Source organism: Micromonospora citrea, assembly GCF_900090315.1.
GTDB lineage: Bacteria > Actinomycetota > Actinomycetes > Mycobacteriales > Micromonosporaceae > Micromonospora > Micromonospora citrea.
The window spans coordinates 4,989,730-5,010,674 of sequence record NZ_FMHZ01000002.1; the positions used below are offsets into that span (position 1 = coordinate 4,989,730).

The 20,945-nt window shown below is 73.2% G+C and carries 19 protein-coding genes and 3 pseudogenes; 17 read left to right on the forward strand and 5 right to left on the reverse strand.

The window, feature by feature from the left end; genetic code table 11:
* The first annotated feature begins 194 nt into the window (after positions 1-194).
* The 4 genes from GA0070606_RS22905 to GA0070606_RS22920 all read left to right on the forward strand — a co-directional run bounded on the left by GA0070606_RS22905 (position 195) and on the right by GA0070606_RS22920 (position 4,092).
* On the forward strand, positions 195-1,484 hold the full coding sequence (locus tag GA0070606_RS22905) for a sugar ABC transporter substrate-binding protein (protein ID WP_091104045.1): 1,290 nt from the start codon (positions 195-197) through the stop codon (positions 1,482-1,484).
* The gene (locus GA0070606_RS22910) at positions 1,481-2,467 is read left to right on the forward strand and encodes a carbohydrate ABC transporter permease (protein ID WP_091104047.1); all 987 of its coding nucleotides are present in this window, start codon (positions 1,481-1,483) and stop codon (positions 2,465-2,467) included. Before GA0070606_RS22905 ends, GA0070606_RS22910 begins: the two co-directional genes overlap by 4 nt.
* A 50-nt stretch (positions 2,468-2,517) precedes the next feature.
* The gene (locus GA0070606_RS22915; RefSeq protein WP_091104050.1) at positions 2,518-3,348 is read left to right on the forward strand and encodes a carbohydrate ABC transporter permease; all 831 of its coding nucleotides are present in this window, start codon (positions 2,518-2,520) and stop codon (positions 3,346-3,348) included.
* 102 nt (positions 3,349-3,450) lie between these two features.
* Positions 3,451-4,092 carry an MOSC domain-containing protein gene (locus tag GA0070606_RS22920; RefSeq protein ID WP_091104052.1) on the forward strand — a complete coding sequence of 214 codons (642 nt, stop codon included), beginning with the start codon at positions 3,451-3,453 and terminating at the stop codon, positions 4,090-4,092.
* A gap of 356 nt (positions 4,093-4,448) precedes the next feature.
* Here GA0070606_RS22920 and GA0070606_RS22925 read toward each other — a convergent pair whose 3' ends face one another.
* The 3 genes from GA0070606_RS22925 to GA0070606_RS22935 form a co-directional block, all read right to left on the reverse strand.
* Entirely contained in the window at positions 4,449-5,384 is a 936-nt protein-coding gene (locus GA0070606_RS22925) for a phytanoyl-CoA dioxygenase family protein (RefSeq protein ID WP_091104054.1), read from the reverse strand.
* 215 nt (positions 5,385-5,599) lie between these two features.
* On the reverse strand, positions 5,600-6,460 hold the full coding sequence (locus tag GA0070606_RS22930) for a hypothetical protein (RefSeq protein WP_091104056.1): 861 nt from the start codon (positions 6,458-6,460) through the stop codon (positions 5,600-5,602).
* A 246-nt stretch (positions 6,461-6,706) separates the two neighbouring features.
* On the reverse strand, positions 6,707-7,519 hold the full coding sequence (locus GA0070606_RS22935) for an enoyl-CoA hydratase-related protein (RefSeq protein ID WP_091104058.1): 813 nt from the start codon (positions 7,517-7,519) through the stop codon (positions 6,707-6,709).
* A 20-nt stretch (positions 7,520-7,539) separates the two neighbouring features.
* Between GA0070606_RS22935 and hemW the strand changes: the two genes are divergently transcribed.
* Complete coding sequence (gene hemW, locus GA0070606_RS22940) at positions 7,540-8,763, forward strand: radical SAM family heme chaperone HemW (protein ID WP_091108051.1); 1,224 nt, start codon at positions 7,540-7,542, stop codon at positions 8,761-8,763.
* A gap of 51 nt (positions 8,764-8,814) precedes the next feature.
* On the opposite strand, the gene GA0070606_RS33765 is transcribed toward hemW, so the two are convergent.
* Positions 8,815-9,477 carry a DUF4870 domain-containing protein gene (locus GA0070606_RS33765; RefSeq protein ID WP_091104062.1) on the reverse strand — a complete coding sequence of 221 codons (663 nt, stop codon included), beginning with the start codon at positions 9,475-9,477 and terminating at the stop codon, positions 8,815-8,817.
* Positions 9,478-9,721: 244 nt separating this feature from the next.
* On the opposite strand from GA0070606_RS33765, the gene hrcA reads away from it, so the two are divergent.
* From hrcA to GA0070606_RS22960, 3 genes are all read left to right on the forward strand, one after another.
* Positions 9,722-10,744: a heat-inducible transcriptional repressor HrcA gene (gene hrcA, locus GA0070606_RS22950; RefSeq protein WP_091104064.1), complete on the forward strand. Its 1,023-nt coding sequence runs from the start codon at positions 9,722-9,724 to the stop codon at positions 10,742-10,744.
* 73 nt (positions 10,745-10,817) lie between these two features.
* The gene (gene dnaJ, locus GA0070606_RS22955) at positions 10,818-11,963 is read left to right on the forward strand and encodes a molecular chaperone DnaJ (protein WP_176737568.1); all 1,146 of its coding nucleotides are present in this window, start codon (positions 10,818-10,820) and stop codon (positions 11,961-11,963) included.
* Positions 11,964-12,013: 50 nt separating this feature from the next.
* Positions 12,014-12,748, forward strand: a complete 735-nt coding sequence (locus GA0070606_RS22960) for a 16S rRNA (uracil(1498)-N(3))-methyltransferase (protein ID WP_091104070.1) — start codon at positions 12,014-12,016, stop codon at positions 12,746-12,748.
* A 31-nt stretch (positions 12,749-12,779) separates the two neighbouring features.
* Here the strand turns inward: GA0070606_RS22960 and GA0070606_RS22965 are convergent, their stop codons facing one another.
* Positions 12,780-13,541 carry an SDR family oxidoreductase gene (locus tag GA0070606_RS22965; protein WP_091108053.1) on the reverse strand — a complete coding sequence of 254 codons (762 nt, stop codon included), beginning with the start codon at positions 13,539-13,541 and terminating at the stop codon, positions 12,780-12,782.
* A gap of 92 nt (positions 13,542-13,633) precedes the next feature.
* Here GA0070606_RS22965 and GA0070606_RS22970 point away from each other — a divergent pair, with 92 nt between their 5' ends.
* The 9 genes and pseudogenes from GA0070606_RS22970 to era all read left to right on the forward strand — a co-directional run bounded on the left by GA0070606_RS22970 (position 13,634) and on the right by era (position 20,912).
* Positions 13,634-13,993 (forward strand): histidine triad nucleotide-binding protein, encoded by a 360-nt coding sequence (locus GA0070606_RS22970; protein WP_091104073.1) that lies wholly within the window; start codon positions 13,634-13,636, stop codon positions 13,991-13,993.
* Positions 13,990-15,366, forward strand: coding sequence for a serine hydrolase domain-containing protein (locus tag GA0070606_RS22975; protein ID WP_091104075.1), 1,377 nt, complete (start codon positions 13,990-13,992; stop codon positions 15,364-15,366). Before GA0070606_RS22970 ends, GA0070606_RS22975 begins: the two co-directional genes overlap by 4 nt.
* 214 nt (positions 15,367-15,580) lie before the next feature.
* Positions 15,581-16,327 (forward strand): annotated as a pseudogene (locus tag GA0070606_RS33445) (PhoH family protein); the annotation flags it as partial.
* 207 nt (positions 16,328-16,534) lie between these two features.
* Positions 16,535-17,083, forward strand: a pseudogene (locus tag GA0070606_RS33450) (LAGLIDADG family homing endonuclease); the annotation flags it as partial.
* Between the two features lie 264 nt (positions 17,084-17,347).
* A pseudogene (locus tag GA0070606_RS33455) lies at positions 17,348-17,710 on the forward strand (PhoH family protein); the annotation flags it as partial.
* An 18-nt stretch (positions 17,711-17,728) separates the two neighbouring features.
* Positions 17,729-18,202, forward strand: coding sequence for an rRNA maturation RNase YbeY (gene ybeY, locus GA0070606_RS22985; protein WP_091104080.1), 474 nt, complete (start codon positions 17,729-17,731; stop codon positions 18,200-18,202).
* The gene (locus GA0070606_RS22990; RefSeq protein ID WP_091108055.1) at positions 18,178-19,590 is read left to right on the forward strand and encodes a hemolysin family protein; all 1,413 of its coding nucleotides are present in this window, start codon (positions 18,178-18,180) and stop codon (positions 19,588-19,590) included. The genes ybeY and GA0070606_RS22990 overlap by 25 nt, the downstream gene beginning before the upstream one ends.
* Positions 19,583-19,969 (forward strand): cytidine deaminase, encoded by a 387-nt coding sequence (locus GA0070606_RS22995; RefSeq protein ID WP_091104082.1) that lies wholly within the window; start codon positions 19,583-19,585, stop codon positions 19,967-19,969. The genes GA0070606_RS22990 and GA0070606_RS22995 overlap by 8 nt, the downstream gene beginning before the upstream one ends.
* Before the next feature lie 46 nt (positions 19,970-20,015).
* Entirely contained in the window at positions 20,016-20,912 is an 897-nt protein-coding gene (gene era, locus GA0070606_RS23000) for a GTPase Era (RefSeq protein ID WP_091104084.1), read from the forward strand.
* The last annotated feature ends 33 nt before the right edge of the window (positions 20,913-20,945 follow it).

Here is a 20,945-nt window from a genome sequence, read left to right on the forward strand (position 1 = left end):
GGGCGCCCGACCACCAGGTCGGGCGCCCGTTCGCATGGGTACGCCCGGTTTCGCCCCGGTCCCGACTCCCGCCCCGCCCGCCGCTGCGATACCGTCGCCTCTCTTTCGCCGTGCCGTCCACTGTCGTAAAGGAATTTTTCCTACTAAGGTGCGGCGGAGAAGGTTAGTGCCAAGTGGCGCGAGGGAGATATGGCGTGAACAGGTGGAAGCGGCTGGCCCCGGTCACCGCCGTCGTGGCCTCGGCCGCGATGGTGCTGTCCGGTTGCGGTGGCTCCGATGACGAGAAGGCCGCCGACAACAGCAAGCTGACGGTCTGGATGATGGGCGAGGGAAGCGAGGCGCAGACCAAGTTCCTCGACAGCGTCGAGGCCGAGTTCCGGCAGAAGCACCCGGACACCGACGTGGTGGTCCAGTACATCCCCTGGCTCGAGGCGCCGAAGAAGTTCCAGGCCGCCCTCGCCGGCGGTGAGGGGCCGGACGTCACGGAGCTCGGCAACACCGAGACCCAGGGCTGGGCGGCGCAGGAGGCCCTGGCCGACGTCACCGACAAGATGAACGGCTGGAGCGAGGGCAAGGACATCCTGCCCGACCTGGTGAAGAACGCCCAGCTCGACGGCAAGCAGTACGGCGTGCCGTGGTACGCCGGCGTCCGGGCGATGTACTACCGCACCGACTGGTTCGCCGAGGCGGGCGTGAAGCCGCCGACGAACTGGGAGGAGCTGGTGGCCGCCGCCAAGGCCGTGCAGGCCAAGAAGCCGGGCACCTACGGCATCGCCCTGCCGGGCAACTCCGAGCTGCCCTTCTACTCGTTCCTCTGGGGCGCGGGCGCGGAGATCGCCACCCAGCAGGGCGACACCTGGAAGTCCGGCTACACCACGCCGGAGGCGCAGAAGGCGGTCAAGTTCTGGACCGACCTGGTGACGGTGCACAAGGTGGCCCCGCCGGCCGCCGCGGGCTGGAACGAGATCGACGCCCGGACCCAGTTCGCCACCGGTAAGGCGGCGATGGCCTTCGGTGGCAGCTGGCAGCAGGGCGCCATCAAGAAGGACAACCCGGAGATCGAGAAGGTGTGGGGCACGTTCCCGATCCCCGGCCCGGACGGCAAGGCCGCGCCCGGCTTCGCCGGCGGCTCCGACATCGCGATCTGGAAGGACAGCGAGCGGCAGAGCCTGGCCTGGGACTACCTGACCGTGCTGCTCAGCAAGAAGAACGACCAGGCCTTCGCCGACAGCCTCGGCTTCTTCCCGGTCTACAAGGACCTCGTCGGCGGCGACAAGTACGCCAACGACAAGATCATGGCGGCGTTCGCCACCACGATGCAGAACACCAAGCTCACGCCGCTCACCCCGAAGTGGGTGGAGGTCAGCCGCACCAAGACGGTGACCCAGGCGATGAACAGCTCGGTCATGAAGGGTCAGAAGACGGTCGAGAAGGCTACCGCCGACGCGGCCGCGGAGATGGAAAGCATCCTCAACGCCAAGTGACCACGCTGACCGAGGCGCCGGAGGCGGCCGCCGCGCGGGAGACCCCCGCGCGGCGGCGCCGCCGGGTGGACCGCCTGCCCTACCTGCTGCTCCTGCCCTGCCTGGTGATCATCGGCGTGCTGCTGCTCTGGCCGCTCGGCCAGGTGGTGGTGATGTCCTTCCACCAGCTCAACAACGTCCGACAGCTGCGCGGCGACCGCGAGTGGCCGTGGGTGGGCCTGGGCAACTACACCGAGATCCTCGGCGACCCGTTCTTCCTGACGGTGCTGCGCAACACCGTGCTCTTCGCGGTGGCCAACGTGGTGCTCACGATGATCCTCGGCACCCTGGTCGGGCTGCTGCTCAACCGGCTCGGCAAGCGGATGGCCGCGTTCGTGGCCAGCTGCGTGATGCTCGCCTGGGCCACCCCGGCCCTGACCGGCACGATCGTCTGGAAGTGGATCTTCGACGACACCAGCGGCCTGGTCACCTGGCTGTTCAACGCGCTGCCGGACGGGCTCTCGCAGAGCCTCTTCGGGCGCAGCGACTGGACCGGGTACGGCTGGTTCAACTCGCCGCTGCTGTTCTTCTCGATCCTGACGCTCGTCGTGGTCTGGCACTCGTTCCCGTTCATCGCGGTCAGCGTGCTGGCCGGGCTCAAGAGCGTGCCGAGCGAGCTGCACGAGGCCGCCCGGGTCGACGGGGCCGGGCCGTGGAAGGTGTTCTGGAAGATCACCTTCCCGCTGCTGCGGCCGGTCTTCGGGATCCTGATCGTGCTCTCCACGATCTGGGACTTCAAGGTCTTCACCCAGCAGTTCGTGCTGGCCGGCGGCACGCAGGACCGGCCGACGTTCATGCTCTCCATCTACTCGTACGCGGAGGCGTTCTCACCCCCGCCCAAGTACGGGCTCGGCGCGGCGATCGCGGTGATCCTCACCCTGATCCTGCTGGTGGTGACCGGCCTCTACGTCCGCATGGTGCTCAAGCAGGAGGAGGACGCGTGACGCGACCCGCAGGAGGAGGATGCGTGACGCGGCGCGGAGGCGGCGGGGGCGTGAAGCGACTCGCCCTCAACGGCGCGGGCCTGCTGGTGGCGCTGTTCGCGGCGTTCCCGGTCTACTGGATGATCGCCACCTCGCTCAAGCCGAGTTCGGAGATCTTCTCGTCCACGCCCCGGCCGGTGCCGACGGAGCCGACGCTGGAGCACTACCAGCAGATCCTCACCGGCAACCTGATCCCGGGGGTGACCTTCGCCGACTTCTTCCTCAACAGCGCGTTGGTCGCCGTCTCCACGGTGGTGCTCAGCGGCCTGGTCGCGCTGCTCGCCGCCACCGCCGTGGCGCGGTTCCGGTTCAAGCTGCGGACCACCTTCCTGATCATGCTGCTGGTGGTGCAGATGATCCCGCTGGAGGCGCTGGTCATCCCGCTGTTCCTGATGATCCAGCGGCTGGGGCTCTACAACACCCTGCCCAGCCTGATCCTCACCTACCTCGGCTTCTCGCTGCCGTTCGCGGTCTGGATGCTGCGCGGCTTCGTCGCGGCGGTGCCGAAGGAGTTGGAGGAGGCCGCCGCCATCGACGGGGCCAGTCGGGCGCAGACCTTCCGGAAGGTCCTCTTCCCGCTGGTGGCGCCCGGGCTGGTGGCGACGAGCATCTTCTCGTTCATCACCGCCTGGAACGAGCTGATCTTCGCGCTGACCTTCATCAACGACCAGGACAGCTACACCCTCCCGGTGGCGATGACGTTCTTCTTCGGCCGCGACGACACCGCGTGGGGGCCCGTGATGGCCGCCTCCACGCTGTTCACCCTGCCGGTGATCATCTTCTTCCTGCTGGTGCAGCGGCGGATGGTCTCCGGCCTGGTGGCCGGCGCCGTGAAGGGCTGACCCGCGCGGGTACGCACAGGGCCCCTCGTCGACGCCGAGCGCCGACGAGGGGCCCTTCCCTGCGTCCGGGGGGTGGCTGTGGGGCGGACTAGGCTGATCACCATGACGGGCAGGCTGGCATCGGTGAACCTCGGCATCGTGACCGAGGCCGAGTGGGCGGGCGACGCGAGCGGGCGCAGCGGCATCGACAAGCGCCCGGTGGACGGCCCGGTGCTGCTGCGCGCCGACGGGGTGGCCGGCGACTTCATCGGCGAGCCCGCCCACCACGGCGGTCCGGACCAGGCGGTCTACGCGTACGCCGAGGAGGACGCCGGCTGGTGGGCCACCGAGATCGGCCGCGCCATCCGCCCCGGCGGCTTCGGCGAGAACCTGACCACGTACGCGGTCGACGTGACGGGCGCCGTGATCGGCGAGCAGTGGGCGGTCGGGTCGGCGCTGCTCCAGGTGACCAAGCCTCGGACGCCCTGCCGGACGTTCGCCGGCTTCTGGGGCGTACCGGACCTGATCAAGCGGTTCACCGTGCGGGCGATGCCGGGGGCGTACCTGCGGGTGCTGCGGGAGGGTGAGGTCGGCGCGGGCGACCCGGTGGAGGTGGTGGACCGGCCCGCGCACGGGGTGACGATCGGCGAGGTGTTCCGGGCGCTGAACCTGGAGCCCGAGCTGCTGCCCCGGCTGCTCGACGCCCCGGACCTGCCCGAGCCGCTCCGGCAGAAGGCCCGCCGCCGGCTCGCCGCCCGCGGCTGACGCCTGGCCCCGCCGGCGGCCGACGCCTCACGGGTGTCGGCTCCGTCGGCCCTCGCCGCCCGCGGCCGACGCCTCACGGGTGTCGGCTCCGCCGGCCCTCGCCGCCAGCGGCCGACGCCGGACGGGTGCGGGTCGGCCGGGCCCGCAGCCGACGCCGGACGGGTGCGGGTCGGCCGGGCCCGCAGCCCGACGCGCGGTGTCGACTCCGCCGGGCCGCGGGCGGGAAGTGTGGAATGACGGCAACGGGCCCCCTCCCACACAGGGAGGGGGCCCGTCCGACGTCGTCCCGACGGAAGCCGGGTGACCGGCTCAGCGCAGCCAGGGAATCCGGCTCAGCGCAGCCCGGGGGATCCGGCTCAGCGCAGCCAGGGGATGCTGCGGTCGAGCAGACCGCGCTGCTTGAGCTCCTTGCGCAGCGGGATCTCGTCGTCGATGTAGCCGTCCCAGTTGATGCCCCAGTAGTTGGCGGTGTGGGTGCCCTCACCGCAGAGCTGGCGCTGCACCGGCGTGCGGTTGGCCCACCACTCGCCGTCCTTGTCGATGTGCAGCTCGTCCAGGGGCCGGATCCAGCGGTAGGTGTAGCCGACGAAGAGCATCTTGCGGGTGATCGTCGACAGGTTCGTCGACCGGGAGTGCCACTGGCGGCGGTCGAAGATGAAGGCGTCGCCCGGGTTCGCGGTGATCTCCACCGTGCCCTCCGGGTCCGGGTTGTGCACCGAGGTGTCCGCCGGGCGGGGCAGCGAGTTCCACAGGTGGCTGCCCGGGATCACCTTGGTGGCGCCCCGGCCCTTCTCCGACAGGTCGGACAGGACGTAGGCCACCTTCAGCGAGAACATCGGCCGGGGCAGGTTCGGGTCCATCGTCTCCGGGTCGGAGTTCTGCCGGTACCCGTCCTGGTGCCATCCCCAGTACGGCTTCTCCGGCTCCGCCGCCGGCGGGGTGACGTCCAGGTGGTTGTGGTGCGTGTAGATGTTCCAGCCGGCCAGGCCCCACATGTAGGGGAAGGCGATCGGGTGGGTCAGCAGGTCGCCGAAGAGCTCGTCGCGCTCCAGGAAGCCCAGCAGGTGCAGGGTGCCGTCCTTGGTGGTGTTGCCCTTGGCCTGCTCCTCGGCGTAGACGCGGTCGACCGCCGCCTCCAGCGCCGCCCGGTGGTCCTCCGTCAGGACGTTGCGCAGCAGGAGGAAGCCCTGCTCGTGGAACTCCTTGCGGTCGGTGTCACTGATCGGTTCGTAACCGGTCCGGTCGCCGTAGTCGAACACCTCGACGTACCCCTCCCCATGAGGCGAAACCATTGCTGGCACAGGCCGCCGATCGTAACGCGCTGGAGTCGGGGCGGGATAGCGCCGGGCGTGATATGCGACCGTTGCCCGGACCGTGGGGAGTCGGTCGACTACCATGCGTCATCACCGCTCGCGTTCGCGGGGTTTTTGGGGCGAAATGACGGATTGTGCGGTTACTGCCGGTAGGGAGATCGGGGCCCGTGCGGCCATCGGCCGCGCACCTGCGGCTACGCCTCGGCGAAGACCTCGGCCACCACCCGGTCGCCGGCGGTGGGCTCGCCGTCGACCCGGTTCCAGGTGCCGTCGCGGGCGGTCCACTCCAGGCCGCCGAAGCGCACCCGCTTCACTCCGTGGTCGTGCGCGTGGGAGACCAGCCAGTGCGCGTACCGCCAGCCCCGGCGCTCGTCGGCGGCCGGAACGGTGAGGCCGGTCAGGTCCGCCGCGCCGGCGGCGGCCAGGCCCCAGTCCAGCGACAGGCCGCGGGTCAGCGCGGTCGCCGCCGCCTCCCCGCGCATCGCCGGGTCGCGGCTAACCGTGCAGGCGACCGCGCCGGTGGCGTGCCCGAGCAGGGCACGGGTCAGCACCTCGGACTCGTCCGCCCACTTCTGGTACGCCTCGGGGAAGGCGGAGCGCTGCACCTTCTGCGCGGCGTCGGTGACCCGCATCCGCTCCCAGCCGCGCACCTTCTTGAGCGCGGCGTAGAACCGGTTCGTCGCGTAGCGCGGGTCGCGGATCTCCTCCGGGGTGCCCCAGCCCTGGCTCGGGCGCTGCTGGAACAGCCCCACCGAGTCGCGGTCGCCCCCGGCGAGGTTTCGCAACCCGGACTCCTGGTAGGCGGTGGCCAGCGCCACCACGACGGCCCGCTCGGGCATCTTGCGCTGGATGCCGATGGCCGCGATCGTCGCCGCGTTGGCCATCTGGTCGGCGTCCAGGGCCACCCGGCCGTCCGCCTGCACCGTGCACGTCCGGCTGGACAGCGGCAGGCGCAGCTGCCCGCCCACCTGCCGGACGACGATCCAGATTCCGACCACGGCGACGAGGACGAGGACGACGCCGCCCGTCACGACTGCCCGAGTTCGCACCCACACCCCCTGTTCGACAGCCCGACAAGCGTACGTCCCCCGTGGGGCCCGGCGGGTCGTCCGACCGGTTCCGGTGCCCGGCCGGGCGGAGCGCTGGCCGGCCGACCCGCCGCAACCACGGCCCTCCACGGGCCTGGCGGGGGTGAGCCCCACGTTTCCCGTTTCCGGCACGGCCTCACCTGCCGGCCCCGGCGAGCCGTCGGACCCCGGCACGGCGTCGCCCAGCCCGTTCGCCCACGGCGGGTCCGCCCGCTACCGGCCGGCGTCCGCCTCGGCGTCGCCGTCGGCGGCGGGCACCCAGCGTGCCGGACGCTTCTCCCGGAACGCCAGCACGCCCTCGCGGCCCTCCTCCGACAGGAAGTAGCCGGTCGACAGCGTCGACAGCCCGGCGATCTCCTCCCGCAGGTCGGCGGCGGGCCGCCGGCGCAGCAGCTCCTTCGCCCCGGCCAGCGCGCGGGGCGCCCCCCGCACCAGCGAGTCGCAGTATCCGGCGACGGCGGCGTCCAGCCCGTCCGCCGGCACCGCGGCGGTGACCAGCCCGATCTCCGCCGCCCGCCGGCCGTCGAAGGTGTCCCCGGTCAGGTAGAGCTCGGCCGCCGCGCGGGGGTGCAGCCGGGGCAGCACGGTCGCGGAGATCACCGCCGGGACCACCCCGATCCGCACCTCGGTGAAGGCGAACGTCGCCTCCCGCGCGCACACCGCCAGGTCGGCCGCCGCGATCAGGCCCAGCCCGCCGGCCCGGGCCGGCCCCGCCACCTTCGCCACCACCGGCTTCGGGCACTCCCAGACCGCCGCGAGCACGTCGCCCAGCATCCCCGCCGGCACCGTTCCGCTGGCGTACGCGGCGGCCGTCTCCTTCAGGTCCGCACCCGAGCAGAAGACCGGACCGGTGTGGTCCAGCACGATCACGCGTACGGCGTCGTCGGCGACCGCCTCGGCGAGCCCGGCCAGCAGCTGGGTCATCAGCGGCGTGGAGAGCGCGTTGCGGTTGTGCGGGCTGTCCAGGGTGAGCGTGGTCACCCCGCGGGCCGTGGCGGCCCGTACGAGCACGTCGGGAGAGGTCATGGAAGGGCACACTAGTGGCCATGCCCGGCGTCCTTCCAGAAGGCGAAACCGTCCCCGTCGACGGGTCGCTGCCCGCCACCGCCACCCGTGCCGTCGGCGCACGCGGCTTCGGCGTGTACGTGCACGTGCCGTTCTGCGCCAGCCGCTGCGGCTACTGCGACTTCAACACGTACACCGCCGCCGAGCTGGGCGGCGGCGCGAGCCGGGAGGGGTACGCCGACACCGTGCTGGCCGAGCTGGCGCTCGCCCGCCGGGTGCTGGGCGACGCCCCACCACCCCGGGTCGACACGGTCTTCGTCGGCGGCGGCACCCCGACCCTGCTCCCCGCCGACGACCTGGCGCGGATCCTCGACGGCATCGACCGCACCTGGGGGCTCGCGCCCGACGCCGAGGTGACCACCGAGGCCAACCCGGAGTCGGTCACGCCGGAGTCGCTCAGGGCGCTGCGGGCCGCCGGCTACACCCGGATCTCGCTGGGCATGCAGTCCGCCGCCCCCGGGGTGCTGGCGATCCTCGACCGCACGCACAGCGCCGGCCGGGCCGTCGCCGCCGCCCGCGAGGCCCGCGAGGCGGGGTTCGACCACGTCAACCTGGACCTCATCTACGGCACGCCGGGGGAGACCGAGGCCGACTTCGCCGCCTCCCTCGACCAGGTCGTCGCCGCCGGGGTGGACCACGTCAGCGCGTACGCCCTGATCGTGGAGGACGGCACCCGGCTGGCCGCCCGGATGCGGCGCGGCGAGCTGCCGTACCCCTCCGACGACGTCGCCGCGGACCGCTACCTCGCCGCGGAGGCCGCCCTCGGCGCGGCCGGTCTCTCCTGGTACGAGGTGTCGAACTGGGCTCGCGGCGAGGCGGCCCGGTGCCGCCACAACCTGCTCTACTGGACCGGCGCCGACTGGTGGGGCCTCGGCCCGGGCGCGCACAGCCACGTCGGCGGTGTGCGCTGGTGGAACGTCAAGCACCCCACGACGTACGCGAAGCGGCTGGCCGCCGGCGAGTCGCCCGGCCTGGCCCGGGAGGTGCTGACCGCCGACGAGGCGCACATGGAGGACGTCATGCTCCGGCTGCGCCTCGCCTCGGGGCTGCCCCTGGCCGCGCTGGACGACGCGGGCCGGGCCGGGGCCGCGCGGGCGCTCGCCGACGGCCTGCTGGCCGCCCCCGGGTACGCGGCGGGCCGCGCCGTGCTGACCCTGCGCGGGCGGCTGCTCGCCGACGCGGTGGTCCGCGACCTGCTGCCCTGAGCGGCCGGTGGGACGTGGCCGGGGCCGGCCGGGGGAGCGGCCGGCGCCGGCTCACCTGGTGAAGCTGTAGCTCATCGGGTAGCGGTAGAGGACGCCCTCGTTGGCCTTGACCCCGCCGATGATCCCGAAGATCAGCGGCACGAGCCAGACGAGCATCGGGACGAAGAACAGGATCCCGCAGGTGATCAGGGTGAGCACCCAGCTCAGCACGCTCGCGATCGCCCAGGTGATCTGGAAGTTCAGCGCCGCGACGGCGTGCGCCCGGGCGGTCGGCGACTGCTGACCCCGGGTCATCAGCGCGATGAGCGGCGCCACCCAGCCGAGGAGGCCGCCGCCGACGATCACCCCGAGCGCGCCGCCGAAGTGGGCGATCAGGGCCCAGTTCTTGTCGTCGTTGCTGGCGTAGCCGGCGGTGGGCGCGCCGTAGCCACCGCCCGGCGGGGGATAGCCGCCTGGCGGGGGATAGCCGCCTGGCGGGGGATAGCCGCCCGGCGGGGGATAGCCACCCGGCGGCGGGTAGCCACCCGACGGCGGTTGGTCACCGACGGGCGGCGGATGGCCACCGGGCGGGGGATGGCCGCCCGGGCTCGGTGCCCCGGACAGTGGTGCGGTGGGTTCGTCGGCGCCGGGCGGGCCGGGAACCCCCGACGGAGCGGCCAGGTCCGGCCGGTCGCCGGGGTCCCCCGCTCCGGGAGGGCGAGGTGGTTCAGTCATGGACGTCACGGTAGGTGCAGCCGGCAAGGCCGCACCAGAGCGACACCGGCCGGGTTGTCGGGATGATCGGCCCTGGCGGCCGTCGCCCCGGCCGTCCCCCGGCACGCCTCGGACGACCGGTCCAAGGTCGATCATCGCGTGGCCGGGCGCGCCGACGTAGACTGGCACTCGCTACGGACGAGTGCCAGCGGCCCGCCCGGCCCCTCGGGTGCCGGGCCCGACGTGCGACAGGGAGGTGGGGAGGATGGGTCTCGACGAGCGCAAACTCGCCGTGCTGCGCGCGATCGTCGAGGACTACGTCGCCACGCAGGAGCCCGTCGGCAGCAAGGCGCTGGTCGAGCGGCACCAACTCGGGGTCTCCCCGGCGACCGTCCGCAACGACATGGCCGTGCTGGAGGAGGAGGGCTACATCCGCCAGCCGCACACCAGCGCCGGCCGGGTGCCCACCGACCGCGGCTACCGGCTCTTCGTGGACCGGCTGTCCCGGGTCAAGCCGCTCAGCCCGGCCGAGCGCCGGGCGATCGAGCGCTTCCTGGTCGGCGCCGTCGACCTCGACGACGTGGTGCACCGCACCGTCCGGCTGCTGGCGCAGCTCACCCGGCAGGTCGCCGTCGTGCAGTACCCGTCGCTGGCCCGCTCCTCGGTGCGCCACCTGGAGCTGGTGCCGATCTCCACGACGCGGCTCATGCTGGTCATGATCGCCGACACCGGGCGGGTCGAGCAGCGGCTGGTCGAGCTGCCCGCGCCGATCCCCGCCGAGGACGTCACGGACCTGCGCCGGCTGGTCAACGAGAAGCTGGTCGGCACCCGGATGTCGGAGACCCCGCCGCTGGTGCAGGCGCTGGTCGACGAGTCGGTGCCGCACCTGCGGCCCGCCATGACCACCCTCTCCACGGTGCTGCTGGAGACGCTGATCGAGCGGCACGAGGAGCGGATCGCGCTGGCCGGCACCGCCAACCTCACCCGCGGCGGCCTGCTCGACTTCCAGGGCTCGCTGCGCCCCATCCTGGAGGCGCTGGAGGAGGAGGTCGTGATGCTCAAGCTGATCGGCGAGGCGGAGCCGAGCACGACGCGGGTGCTGATCGGCGACGAGAACGAGATCGACAACCTGCGCGCCGCCTCGGTGGTCAGCACCGGCTACGGCCCGGGCTCGACCAGCGTCGGCGGCCTCGGCGTGCTCGGGCCGACCCGGATGGACTACCCCGGCACCATCGCCACGGTGCGGGCCGTGGCACGCTACGTGGGCGAGCTGCTGGCCCAGAACTGACCAGTCAGGGCCGACGGCCGGCTCCGGCCGACGACCGGCGCAACGCGAGACGAACATGAGGACACGGAACGCAGTGGCCAGGGACTACTACGGCATTCTCGGGGTTGGCCGGGAAGCCTCCGACGACGAGATCAAGCGCGCCTACCGCAAGCTGGCGCGGCAGTTCCACCCGGACGTCAATCCGGACCCGGAGGCCCAGGAGAAGTTCAAGGACATCAACGCCGCGTACGAGGTCCTCTCGGACGACCGGAAACGGCAGATCGTCGACCTGGGCGGCGACCCGCTCGCCCCGGGCGGCGGGGGCGCGGGCGGCCCGGGCGGTCCCGGCGGCGCCGGCCCGTTCGTCGGCTTCCAGGACATCATGGACGCCTTCTTCGGCGGTGCGGCCGGCGGTTCGCGGGGTCCCCGACCCCGGACCCGGCCGGGCGCCGACGCGATCCTGCGGCTGGAGCTGGACCTGCACGAGACCGCGTTCGGCGTCGAGGCGCCGATCACGGTCGACACCGCCGTGCTCTGCACCACCTGCTCCGGCGCCGGTACCGCCGCCGGCACCCACCTCGCCACCTGCGAGGCGTGCGGCGGCCGGGGCGAGGTGCAGTCCGTGCAGCGCACCTTCCTCGGCCAGGTGGTCTCCGCCCGGCCGTGCACGGTCTGCCAGGGCTACGGCACCACCATCCCGCATCCCTGCCCGACCTGCGCCGGCGACGGCCGCGTCCGCACCCGGCGTTCGCTGACCGTCAAGATCCCGGCCGGCGTCGAGGACGGCATGCGCATCCGACTCGCCCAGCAGGGCGAGGTCGGCCCGGGCGGCGGCACGGCCGGCGACCTGTACGTGGAGATCCACGAGCGGCCGCACGACGTCTACTCCCGCAAGGGCGACGACCTGCACTGCCGGGTCACCGTGCCGATGACGGCGGCGGCGCTGGGCACGCGGCTGACCATCAAGACGCTCGACAGCGAGGAGACCGTCGACGTCAAGGCCGGCACCCAGCCGGGCAGCACGCTGCGGCTGCGCGCCCGGGGCGTGCCGCACCTGCGCGGCACCGGCCGGGGCGACCTCTACGTCCACCTCGACGTGCGCACCCCGACCAAGCTCGACGCCGACCAGGAACGGATGCTGCGCGACTTCGCCAAGACCCGGGGCGAGGAGGTCGCCGAGCTGACCAAGCAGGGCGGCTTCTTCTCCCGGATGCGCGACGCGTTCAACGGTCACGCCTGACCGACGGCTCGCCGTCCCCGGAGCAGCCGGGGACGGCTAGCCTGTTGATCGTGTCCGCACCGCTGTTCCTGGTCGAGTCGCTGCCCACCGCCGACCGGCTGACCCTCGACGGCCCCGAGGGGCACCACGCCGCCACCGTGCAACGCCTGCGCGTCGGCGAGGAGCTGCTGCTCGCCGACGGGCGCGGTGGCACGGCCGCCGCCGTGGTCACCGCCGTCGGCCGGGGCACGCTCGACCTGGAGATCACCTCCCGGGGGTACGCCGACGCGTCCGTCCCACGCCTCGTGGTGGTGCAGGGCATCGCCAAGGGCGACCGGGGCGAGCTGGCCGTGCAGGCGATGACCGAGGTCGGGGTGGACGAGATCGTGCCCTGGGCGGCGGCCCGCTCGGTCACCCAGTGGCGCGGCGAGCGGGGCGTACGGGCGCGGGAGAAGTGGGCGGCGACCGCCCGGGAGGCGGCCAAGCAGGCCCGGCGCGCCTGGCTGCCCGTGGTGGCGGGCACCCCGGACGAGTCGACCGCCCGGGTCGCGCGCCGGATCGCCGGGGCCGCCGCGGCGTTCGTGCTGCACGAGGAGGCGCAGGAGCGGCTGACCACGGCCGAGCTGCCCGCCACCGGCGAGATCGTGCTGGTCGTCGGCCCGGAGGGCGGCATCGCCGACGCCGAGCTGGACGCCTTCACCGGGGCCGGCGCCCGCGCCGTACGCCTGGGTTCCTCGGTGCTGCGCACCTCGACGGCCGGCGTGGCCGCCCTCTCGGTGCTCGCCACCCGCCTCGCCCGCTGGTGACCCGGCCCGCGCACCCGGGCGCGACGGACGGTCAGGTGCGCAGGTAGGACGCGCCGTTGAGGTCGACGATCGTGCCGGAGGCCCACTCCGCCCCGGGGCTGGCCAGCCAGTGCACGGCGGCGGCGATCTCCTCGGGGCGGGCCACCCGGTTGAACGGGCTCTGCGCCCGGATCGCGGCGCCCCGCTCGCCGCGCAGGTGCTCGGTCGTCATGTCGGTCTCCACGAAGCCCGGGGCGACCGTGGCGACGGTGATGCCGTACGGGGCGAGGGCCACGGCCAGCGACTGCCCCAGCGCGTTCAGTCCCGCCTTGCTGGCCCCGTACGCGGGCTGCTCCGGCTCGCCCCGGAAGGCTCCCCGGGAGGAGACGTTGACGATCCGGCCGCCCCCGTCGCGCATGTGCTGTGCGGCGCACCAGATGACGTTGCCCGCGCCGGTCAGGTTGGTCTCGACCACCTGCCGCCACTGCTGTCGCCACTGCTCGTAGGAGGCGCCGAAGACGGGGTGCGGGGCGTCCCGCTCGCCGTACACGCCGGCGTTGTTGACCAGCACGTCCAGCCCGCCCAGCAGGCCGGCGGCCTCGTCGACCATGGCGCGTACGGCGTCCGGGTCGGTCAGGTCGGCGCGCACCACCACGTGCCCCTCGCCGGGCAGTTCGGCGCGCAGCCGCTCGGCCGCCACCGCGGAGTCCCGGTGGTGGATCGCCACCCGGTCGCCGCCCGCGGCGAACGCGCTCGCCACCGCCCGCCCGATGCCGCGCGAGGCCCCCGTCACCAGTACCGCCCGTGAAGTCACGCCGGCCATCATGCCGTGCCGGCCCGAGGGGCGGGGAAGGGACCCGTCCGCCACGCAGGCGCTGGCGGGGTGCCCTTCCTTACACTGCCCCGATGGGAACCGACTGCCTGTTCTGCCGGATCGTCGCCGGGGAGATCCCGGCCACCGTCGTCCGGGAAACCGCCGCCACGCTCGCCTTCCGCGACATCGACCCCAAGGCGCCCGTGCACGTGCTGGTCATCCCGAAGGAGCACTACGCCGACGTGGCGACGCTCGCCCAGGGCGACCCGGCGCTGGCCGGCGAGGTGCTCGCCACGGCCGCCGCGGTGGCCGAGGACGAGGGGCTGCTCGGCGACGGCTTCCGGCTGATGTTCAACACCGGCGCGTACGGCGGCCAGGAGGTCTTCCACGCGCACGCCCACGTGCTCGGCGGCGCGCCGCTGGGCCCGATGCTGGCCCGGGACCTCGCGTGACGGGGATCGACGAACGCCTGTCCCGGCTGGTGCGCGCGGTGCAGGCGCAGGCCCGGGTGCCGGCGGTCTCGGTGGCCCTGCACCGGGCGGACCGCCCGCTGTGGACGTGTGTGGTCGGCGGCACCGGCAACGACACCGAGCTGGGGCCGGGCACGCGGTTCCGGATCGGCTCGGTCACCAAGACGTTCACCGCCGTGCTGACCCTCCAGTGCCGCGACGACGGCCTGCTCGACCTGGACGACCCGCTGGGCCGCCACCTGGACCTGCCGGCCCACGGCGAGCTGACCGTGCGCCGACTGCTGTCGCACACCGCCGGCCTGCAGCGGGAGCCGTACGGCGACGTCTGGGACACCCTGCGCGCCCCCGACGTCGACGAGCTGGTCGCCGACCTGGCCCGGGCCGAGCGGGTGCTGCCGCCGGGCCGCCGCTACCACTACTCCAACCTCGGCATGGCGCTGCTCGGTCGGCTCGTCGGGCACCTGCGCGGCGGCACCTGGGCGGAGGTGCTCGCCGAGCGGGTGCTGACCCCGCTGGGGCTGGCCGACACCTCGGTGACGCCGGGCCCGCACGCGGCGACCGGTTTCCTGGTCGACGCGTACTCCGACGAGGCGCACCCGGAGCCGCCCACCGACTTCGGCGCGGTGGGCCCGGCGGCGCAGCTCTGGGGCACCGCCTCCGACATGGCCCGCTGGGCGGCCTTCCTCGCCGACCCGGCGGCGCTGGACCCGGCGGGCGCGGTGCTCGCCCCGGCCACGCTCGAGGAGATGCGCTGGCCGGCGACGGTCACCGACGAGACGCTCTGGTCGGGCGGCTTCGGGCTCGGGCTGATCCTGGTGCCGCAGGGCAGGCGGATCATGCACGTCGGGCACGACGGCGCGATGCCCGGCTTCCTGGCCGGCGTCTACGGCCGGCGCGGCGGCGAGGGGACGCCCGGCGCGATGGGCGTGGCGGTGCTCGGCTCCTCCGGCACGGCCGCCGAGGTTCTCGACCTGCCGCACCGGCTGCTGTCCGCCGCCGTCGAGCACGATCCCGCCGACATCGCGCCGTGGCGGCCGGGCCCGCCCGCCCCGCCGGACGTACGCGGGCTGCTGGGGCGCTGGTGGGGCGAGGGCTTCGAGTACGTCTTCTCCTGGCACGACGGCGCGCTGCGCGCCCGGGGCGCGGACGACCCGGCGGGGAAGCCGCCGGCGGTCTTCGCGCCGCTGCCGGACCGGCCCGACGTCTACCGCACGGTCTCGGGCCGCGAGGTGGGCGAGCTGCTGCGGCTCACCCGGGACGAGAGCGGGGCGGTGGTCCGGATGCACTGGGCGACCTACCGGTTCACCCGCGCCCAGGAGACCTTCGACCGGTACGACTTCCGCGTCGGCTCCTGAAGGCCGTCCCGCATGTCCCGGTCGGGCCGGGGCTGCCCGCTGTGTCCGCCTTCGCGGCCGTCTGGCCGGTCCGGGCGGGCGTGCCGCGCGCGCGGAAATGGGCGCGGTGCCGCCCCTGTCGAACCGATACGATGGAGCCAACGTCAGCACGCCGCGCCGGCAGGCCCGGCAACGAGATCGAGAGCAGGTGGCGCAGGGCCCTTCGGCCCGACCTATGACCGGCACCCCACCTCCCGGCCCGCCCCGGGTGCAGACCAGGATCACCGTCCCGGATCCCAAGATCATGGTCAACCTGCTGGGCGCGGGCGACGAGATCCTGCGACTGGTCGAGCGCTCCGTCAACAGCGACGTGCACGTGCGGGGCAACGAGATCACCATCACCGGCGCCCCCGCCGACAACGCCCTCGCCGAGCGGGTCTTCAGCGAGCTGCTCGAACTCATCGAGAAAGGCGAGACCCTGACCACTGACGCCGTCCGGCGTACCGTCGGCATGCTCGAGCAGGGTGGCGCCGAGCGGCCCGCCGAGGTCCTGACGCTCAACATCCTCTCGCGGCGCGGGCGCACCATCCGTCCCAAGACGCTGGGGCAGAAGAAGTACGTCGACGCGATCGACGCGCACACCATCGTCTTCGGCATCGGCCCCGCGGGCACCGGCAAGACCTACCTGGCCATGGCCAAGGCCGTCCAGGCGTTGCAGGCGAAGCAGGTCAACCGGATCATCCTCACCCGGCCGGCGGTCGAGGCGGGGGAGCGGCTCGGCTTCCTGCCCGGCACGCTCAACGAGAAGATCGACCCCTACCTGCGCCCGCTCTACGACGCGCTGCACGACATGCTCGACCCGGACTCCATCCCCAAGCTGATGGCGGCGGGCACGATCGAGGTCGCGCCGCTGGCATACATGAGGGGCCGAGCGCAGCCGTACGACGCCCGGGTGTTGACCCCGGAGGGCTTCAAGCCGTTCGGTTCGCTGCGGATCGGTGACCTGGTCATCGGCTCGAACGGCGCGCCCACGCCGGTGATCGGCATCTATCCGCAGGGCCCGAAGCAGGTCTACCGGGTCACCACGCAGGACGGGGCATCCACCGTCTGTTGCGGTGAGCACCTCTGGACCGTCGCCACTCCCGACGACAAACGGCGCGGCCGTCGGCGCACTCTCGAGACGCGAGAGATGATCGGCAAGGAGTGGCGGGGGCACGCCCGACGGTACGAACTCCCGGTCGTGGCGCCCGTGCACCTGGAGCCGCAGGACGTCCCGCTCGATCCGTACGCCCTCGGTCTGCTGCTCGGTGACGGCTCGATCTCGTCCCGAGCGACGCCCGCCTTCTGCACGTCGGATCCGGAGCTCGCCGTCGCGCTCGAGGACGCGCTGCCCGACATCGAAGTCGTCCGCACGGGCGGCTACGACTACGTCCTCCGGCACGTCAACGGGCACCGGGGCGGGGTGATCGTCGCCAACCCGGTGACGCTCGCCGTCCGTGAGTTGGGCCTGGCCGGGGCCAAGCCGGGCACGAAGTTCGTGCCCGACGTCTACAAGAACAACAGTGTCGGCGTCCGGCTGGCCGTGCTTCAGGGGCTGCTGGACACGGACGGCGGGCTGGTCGTCCAGGCGGGGCGTACGTGTCGGGTGCAGTACTCGACGACGTCCCCGCGGCTGCGAGACGACGTGGTGCACCTGGTCCAGTCGCTCGGCGGAGTGGCCACTTGGCGGGTCCGGGAGGCCGAGGGGCGCAAGCCCGGGCTGGCCAAGGGTCGTCCGGTTCCCTACCGTGCCGACGCCTACGTCGTGGAGATCCGGCTTCCCGCCGGTGTGGCGCCGTTCCGCCTGTCCCGTAAGCGACGGCTGTACGACGAGGGCGGTGGCGGCAGGCCCATGCGTTTCATCGACTCGATCATCCCGGCGGGTGTGCAGGAGACGATGTGCATCCAGGTGGCGGCGGAAGACTCGCTGTACGTGACCGATGACTTCCTGGTCACGCACAACACCTTGAACGACGCCTTCATCATCCTCGACGAGGCGCAGAACACGACGCCCGAGCAGATGAAGATGTTCCTGACCCGGCTCGGCTTCAACTCCAAGATCGTCGTCACCGGTGACGTCACCCAGGTGGACCTTCCCGGCGGGACGACCAGCGGCCTGCGGGTGGTCCGGGAGATCCTGGAGAACGTCGAGGACGTGCACTTCGCCCAGCTCTCCAGCTCCGACGTGGTCCGCCACCGGCTGGTCGGGGAGATCGTCGACGCGTACGCCCGCTGGGACGCCGAGCGGGAGAACCAGCAGGCGCAGAGCGTGCACGCCGTGCCCGGGCGGACAGCCCAGGGCGGCCGGGCCGGCCGGCGCCGCTAGACCACCGAGGGAAGACAGTTGTCCATCGAGATCGCCAACGAGTCCGGCGTCGACGTCGACACCGACGCCGTGCTCGCCGTCGCCCGGCACGCCCTCGACGAGATGGGGGTCAACCCCCTCGCCGAGCTCTCCGTGCTGCTGGTCGACATCGACTACATGACCGAGCTCAACCACCGGTGGATGGGCGGCGACGGCCCGACCGACGTGCTCGCCTTCCCCATGGACGAGGGCAGCGTCGACCACGGGCCGGGCGAGAGCACCGCGGCCGGCGGCGAGCCGGCGTTGCTCGGCGACATCGTGCTCTGCCCGGAGGTGGCGGCCAAGCAGGCGGCCACCGCCGGGCACTCCGCCGCCGACGAGCTGCACCTGCTCACCGTGCACGGGGTGCTGCACCTGCTCGGCTACGACCATGCCGAGCCGGAGGAGGAACGGGAGATGTTCGCGCTCCAGGCCCGACTGCTGGCGAGCTGGCGGTCGACCCGGTCCCGGTGATGGCCACCCCGACACTGGCGGCAGGTGCCACCGGCCTGCCCGACCTGCAACTGCTGGTCTCCGCGGCGGGCCTGGTGGTGCTGGCCGGCCTGATCGCGATGACCGAGGCGGCCCTCGCCGCGGTCTCGCCCGCCCGCGCCGCCGAGCTGGCCCGCGACGGCGTGCGGGGCGCGCGCACGCTCCAGGTCGTCGCCGGCGACGTGGTCCGCCACCTCAACCTGCTCCTGCTGCTGCGGCTGCTCGCCGAGCTGACCGCCACCACCCTGGTGGCGCTCGTCGCGGTCGACACCTTCGGCGCCGGCTGGCGTGCGGCGCTGGTCACCGCCGGCGCGATGACCGTGATCAGCTTCGTGGTGGTCGGGGTCGGGCCGCGCACCATCGGCCGGCAGCACGCGTACGTGGTCGGGCGCTCCGTCGCGCCGCTGGTGCGCTGGCTGGGCCGGGCGCTGAACCCGCTGGCCTCGCTGCTGATCCTGATCGGCAACGCGGTCACCCCGGGGCGCGGCTTCCGGGAGGGGCCGTTCGCCACCCAGGTGGAGCTGCGCGAGCTGGTCGACCTCGCCGAGCAGCGCGGCGTCGTGGAGCACGGCGAACGCCAGATGATCCACTCGGTCTTCGCGCTGGGCGACACGATCGCCCGCGAGGTGATGGTGCCGCGCACCGAGATGGTGTGGATCGAGGAACGCAAGACGCTCTCCCAGGCGCTGGCGCTCTTTCTGCGCTCCGGGTTCTCCCGGATCCCGGTCATCGGCGAGAGCGTCGACGACGTGCTCGGCGTGCTCTACCTCAAGGACCTGATCCGGCGCACCCAGGGCGGCGCCCCGGAGGACCGCCGGCTCCCCGTCGCCGAGCTGATGCGCCCGGCCACCTTCGTGCCGGAGTCCAAGCCGGTCGACGACCTGCTCTCGGAGATGCAGGCCGCCCGCAACCACCTGGTCATCGTCGTCGACGAGTACGGCGGCACCGGCGGGCTGGTCACCATCGAGGACATCCTGGAGGAGATCGTCGGCGAGATCACCGACGAGTACGATGTCGAGCGTCCGCCGGTCGAGCACCTCGACGACGGGGCGGTGCGGGTCACCGCGCGGCTCCCGGTGGAGGATCTGGGCGAGCTGTTCGACACCGAACTGCCCACCGACGAGGTGGAGACCGTCGGCGGCCTGCTCGCCCAGTCCCTGGGCCGCGTCCCTATCCCCGGGGCGCAGGTCGAGGTCGCCGGTCTCCGGCTGATCGCCGAGGGCACCACCGGCCGACGCAACCGGATAGACACCGTACTGGTGAGCCGGGTGAAGTCGACCGACACGCAGGAAGCCCCGGGCCGCGGCGAGCACGCCGAGCCCCGGGACGACACGAACCGATCCGAGGAGAGGCAACCCGCCGATGCCTGAGTCACCCGCCGTGCCGGCCGCCCGGCCCACCCCGTCCGAACCGGTCGAGCTGAGCGCCGAGGACGGCAAGCTGGTCGTCCTGGCCCGGGGCGCGCGCGGCCGGGTGGGTGCCGTGGAGGGCGCGGCGGTGCGCGACCAGGACGGCCGGACGTACGCCGCGGCCAGCGTCTCCCTGCCCTCGCTGACGATCACCGCGCTCCAGCTCGCGGTGGCCTCGGCGGCGGCGGCCGGCGCGAGCCGGCTGGAGGCCGCCGTGGTGGTGACCGAGGCGTCGACGCTCGACGGCGCCGGGCACGCGGCGGTGCGGGACCTCGCCGCCGACGCGCCGATCCACGTGGCCGCGCCGGACGGCACCGTCCTGGGCACGGTGGTCGAGTGAGCTGCCGGGCGGCGACGCGCGCCGGCCAGCGGGACGGGGCGGCGGCGTGAGCGACCCGCAGCGGCCCCCGTACCGGGCCGGTTTCGCCTGTTTCGTCGGCCGGCCGAACGCCGGGAAGTCGACGCTGACCAACGCGATCGTCGGGCAGAAGATCGCCATCACCTCGAACAAGCCGCAGACCACCCGGCACGTCATCCGGGCCGTCCTGCACCGCCCCGACTCCCAGCTCGTCCTGGTCGACACCCCGGGCCTGCACCGTCCCCGCACGCTGCTCGGCGAGCGCCTGAACGACCTGGTGCGGCAGACGTGGAGCGAGGTCGACGTGATCGGCCTGTGCATCCCGGCGGACGAGCCGATCGGGCGCGGCGACCGGTTCATCACCGGGGAGCTGGCCGAGCTGAAGGCCACGGTGCTGGCGGTGGTGACCAAGACCGACCTGGTGGATCGCAAGCGGCTCGCGGAGCAGTTGCTCGCCGTCAGCGAGCTGGGCGAGTTCGCCGAGGTGGTGCCGGTCAGCGCGGTCTCCGGGCACCAGGTGGACACGCTGGTCGAGGTGATGACCCGCTACCTGCCCGAGTCGCCGCAGCTCTATCCGGACGACATGCTCACCGACGACCCGGAGCAGGTGCTGGTCGCCGAGCTGATCCGTGAGGCCGCCCTGGAGGGCGTCCGCGACGAGCTGCCGCACTCCATCGCGGTGGTCGTCGAGGAGATGATCCCCGAGGGCAGGCTCACGAAGATCTATGCCGACGTGTACGTCGAGCGGCCCAGCCAGAAGGCGATCGTGATCGGCCACCGGGCCAGCCGGCTCAAGGAGGTCGGCACGACCGCGCGGCGGCAGATCGAGGAGCTGCTCGGCACCCGGGTCTACCTGGACCTGCACGTCCGGGTGGCGAAGGACTGGCAGCGCGACCCGAAGCAGCTGCGCAAGCTGGGCTTCTGACCGGCTCCGGGTCGGGGCGCGCCCCGGCCCGGA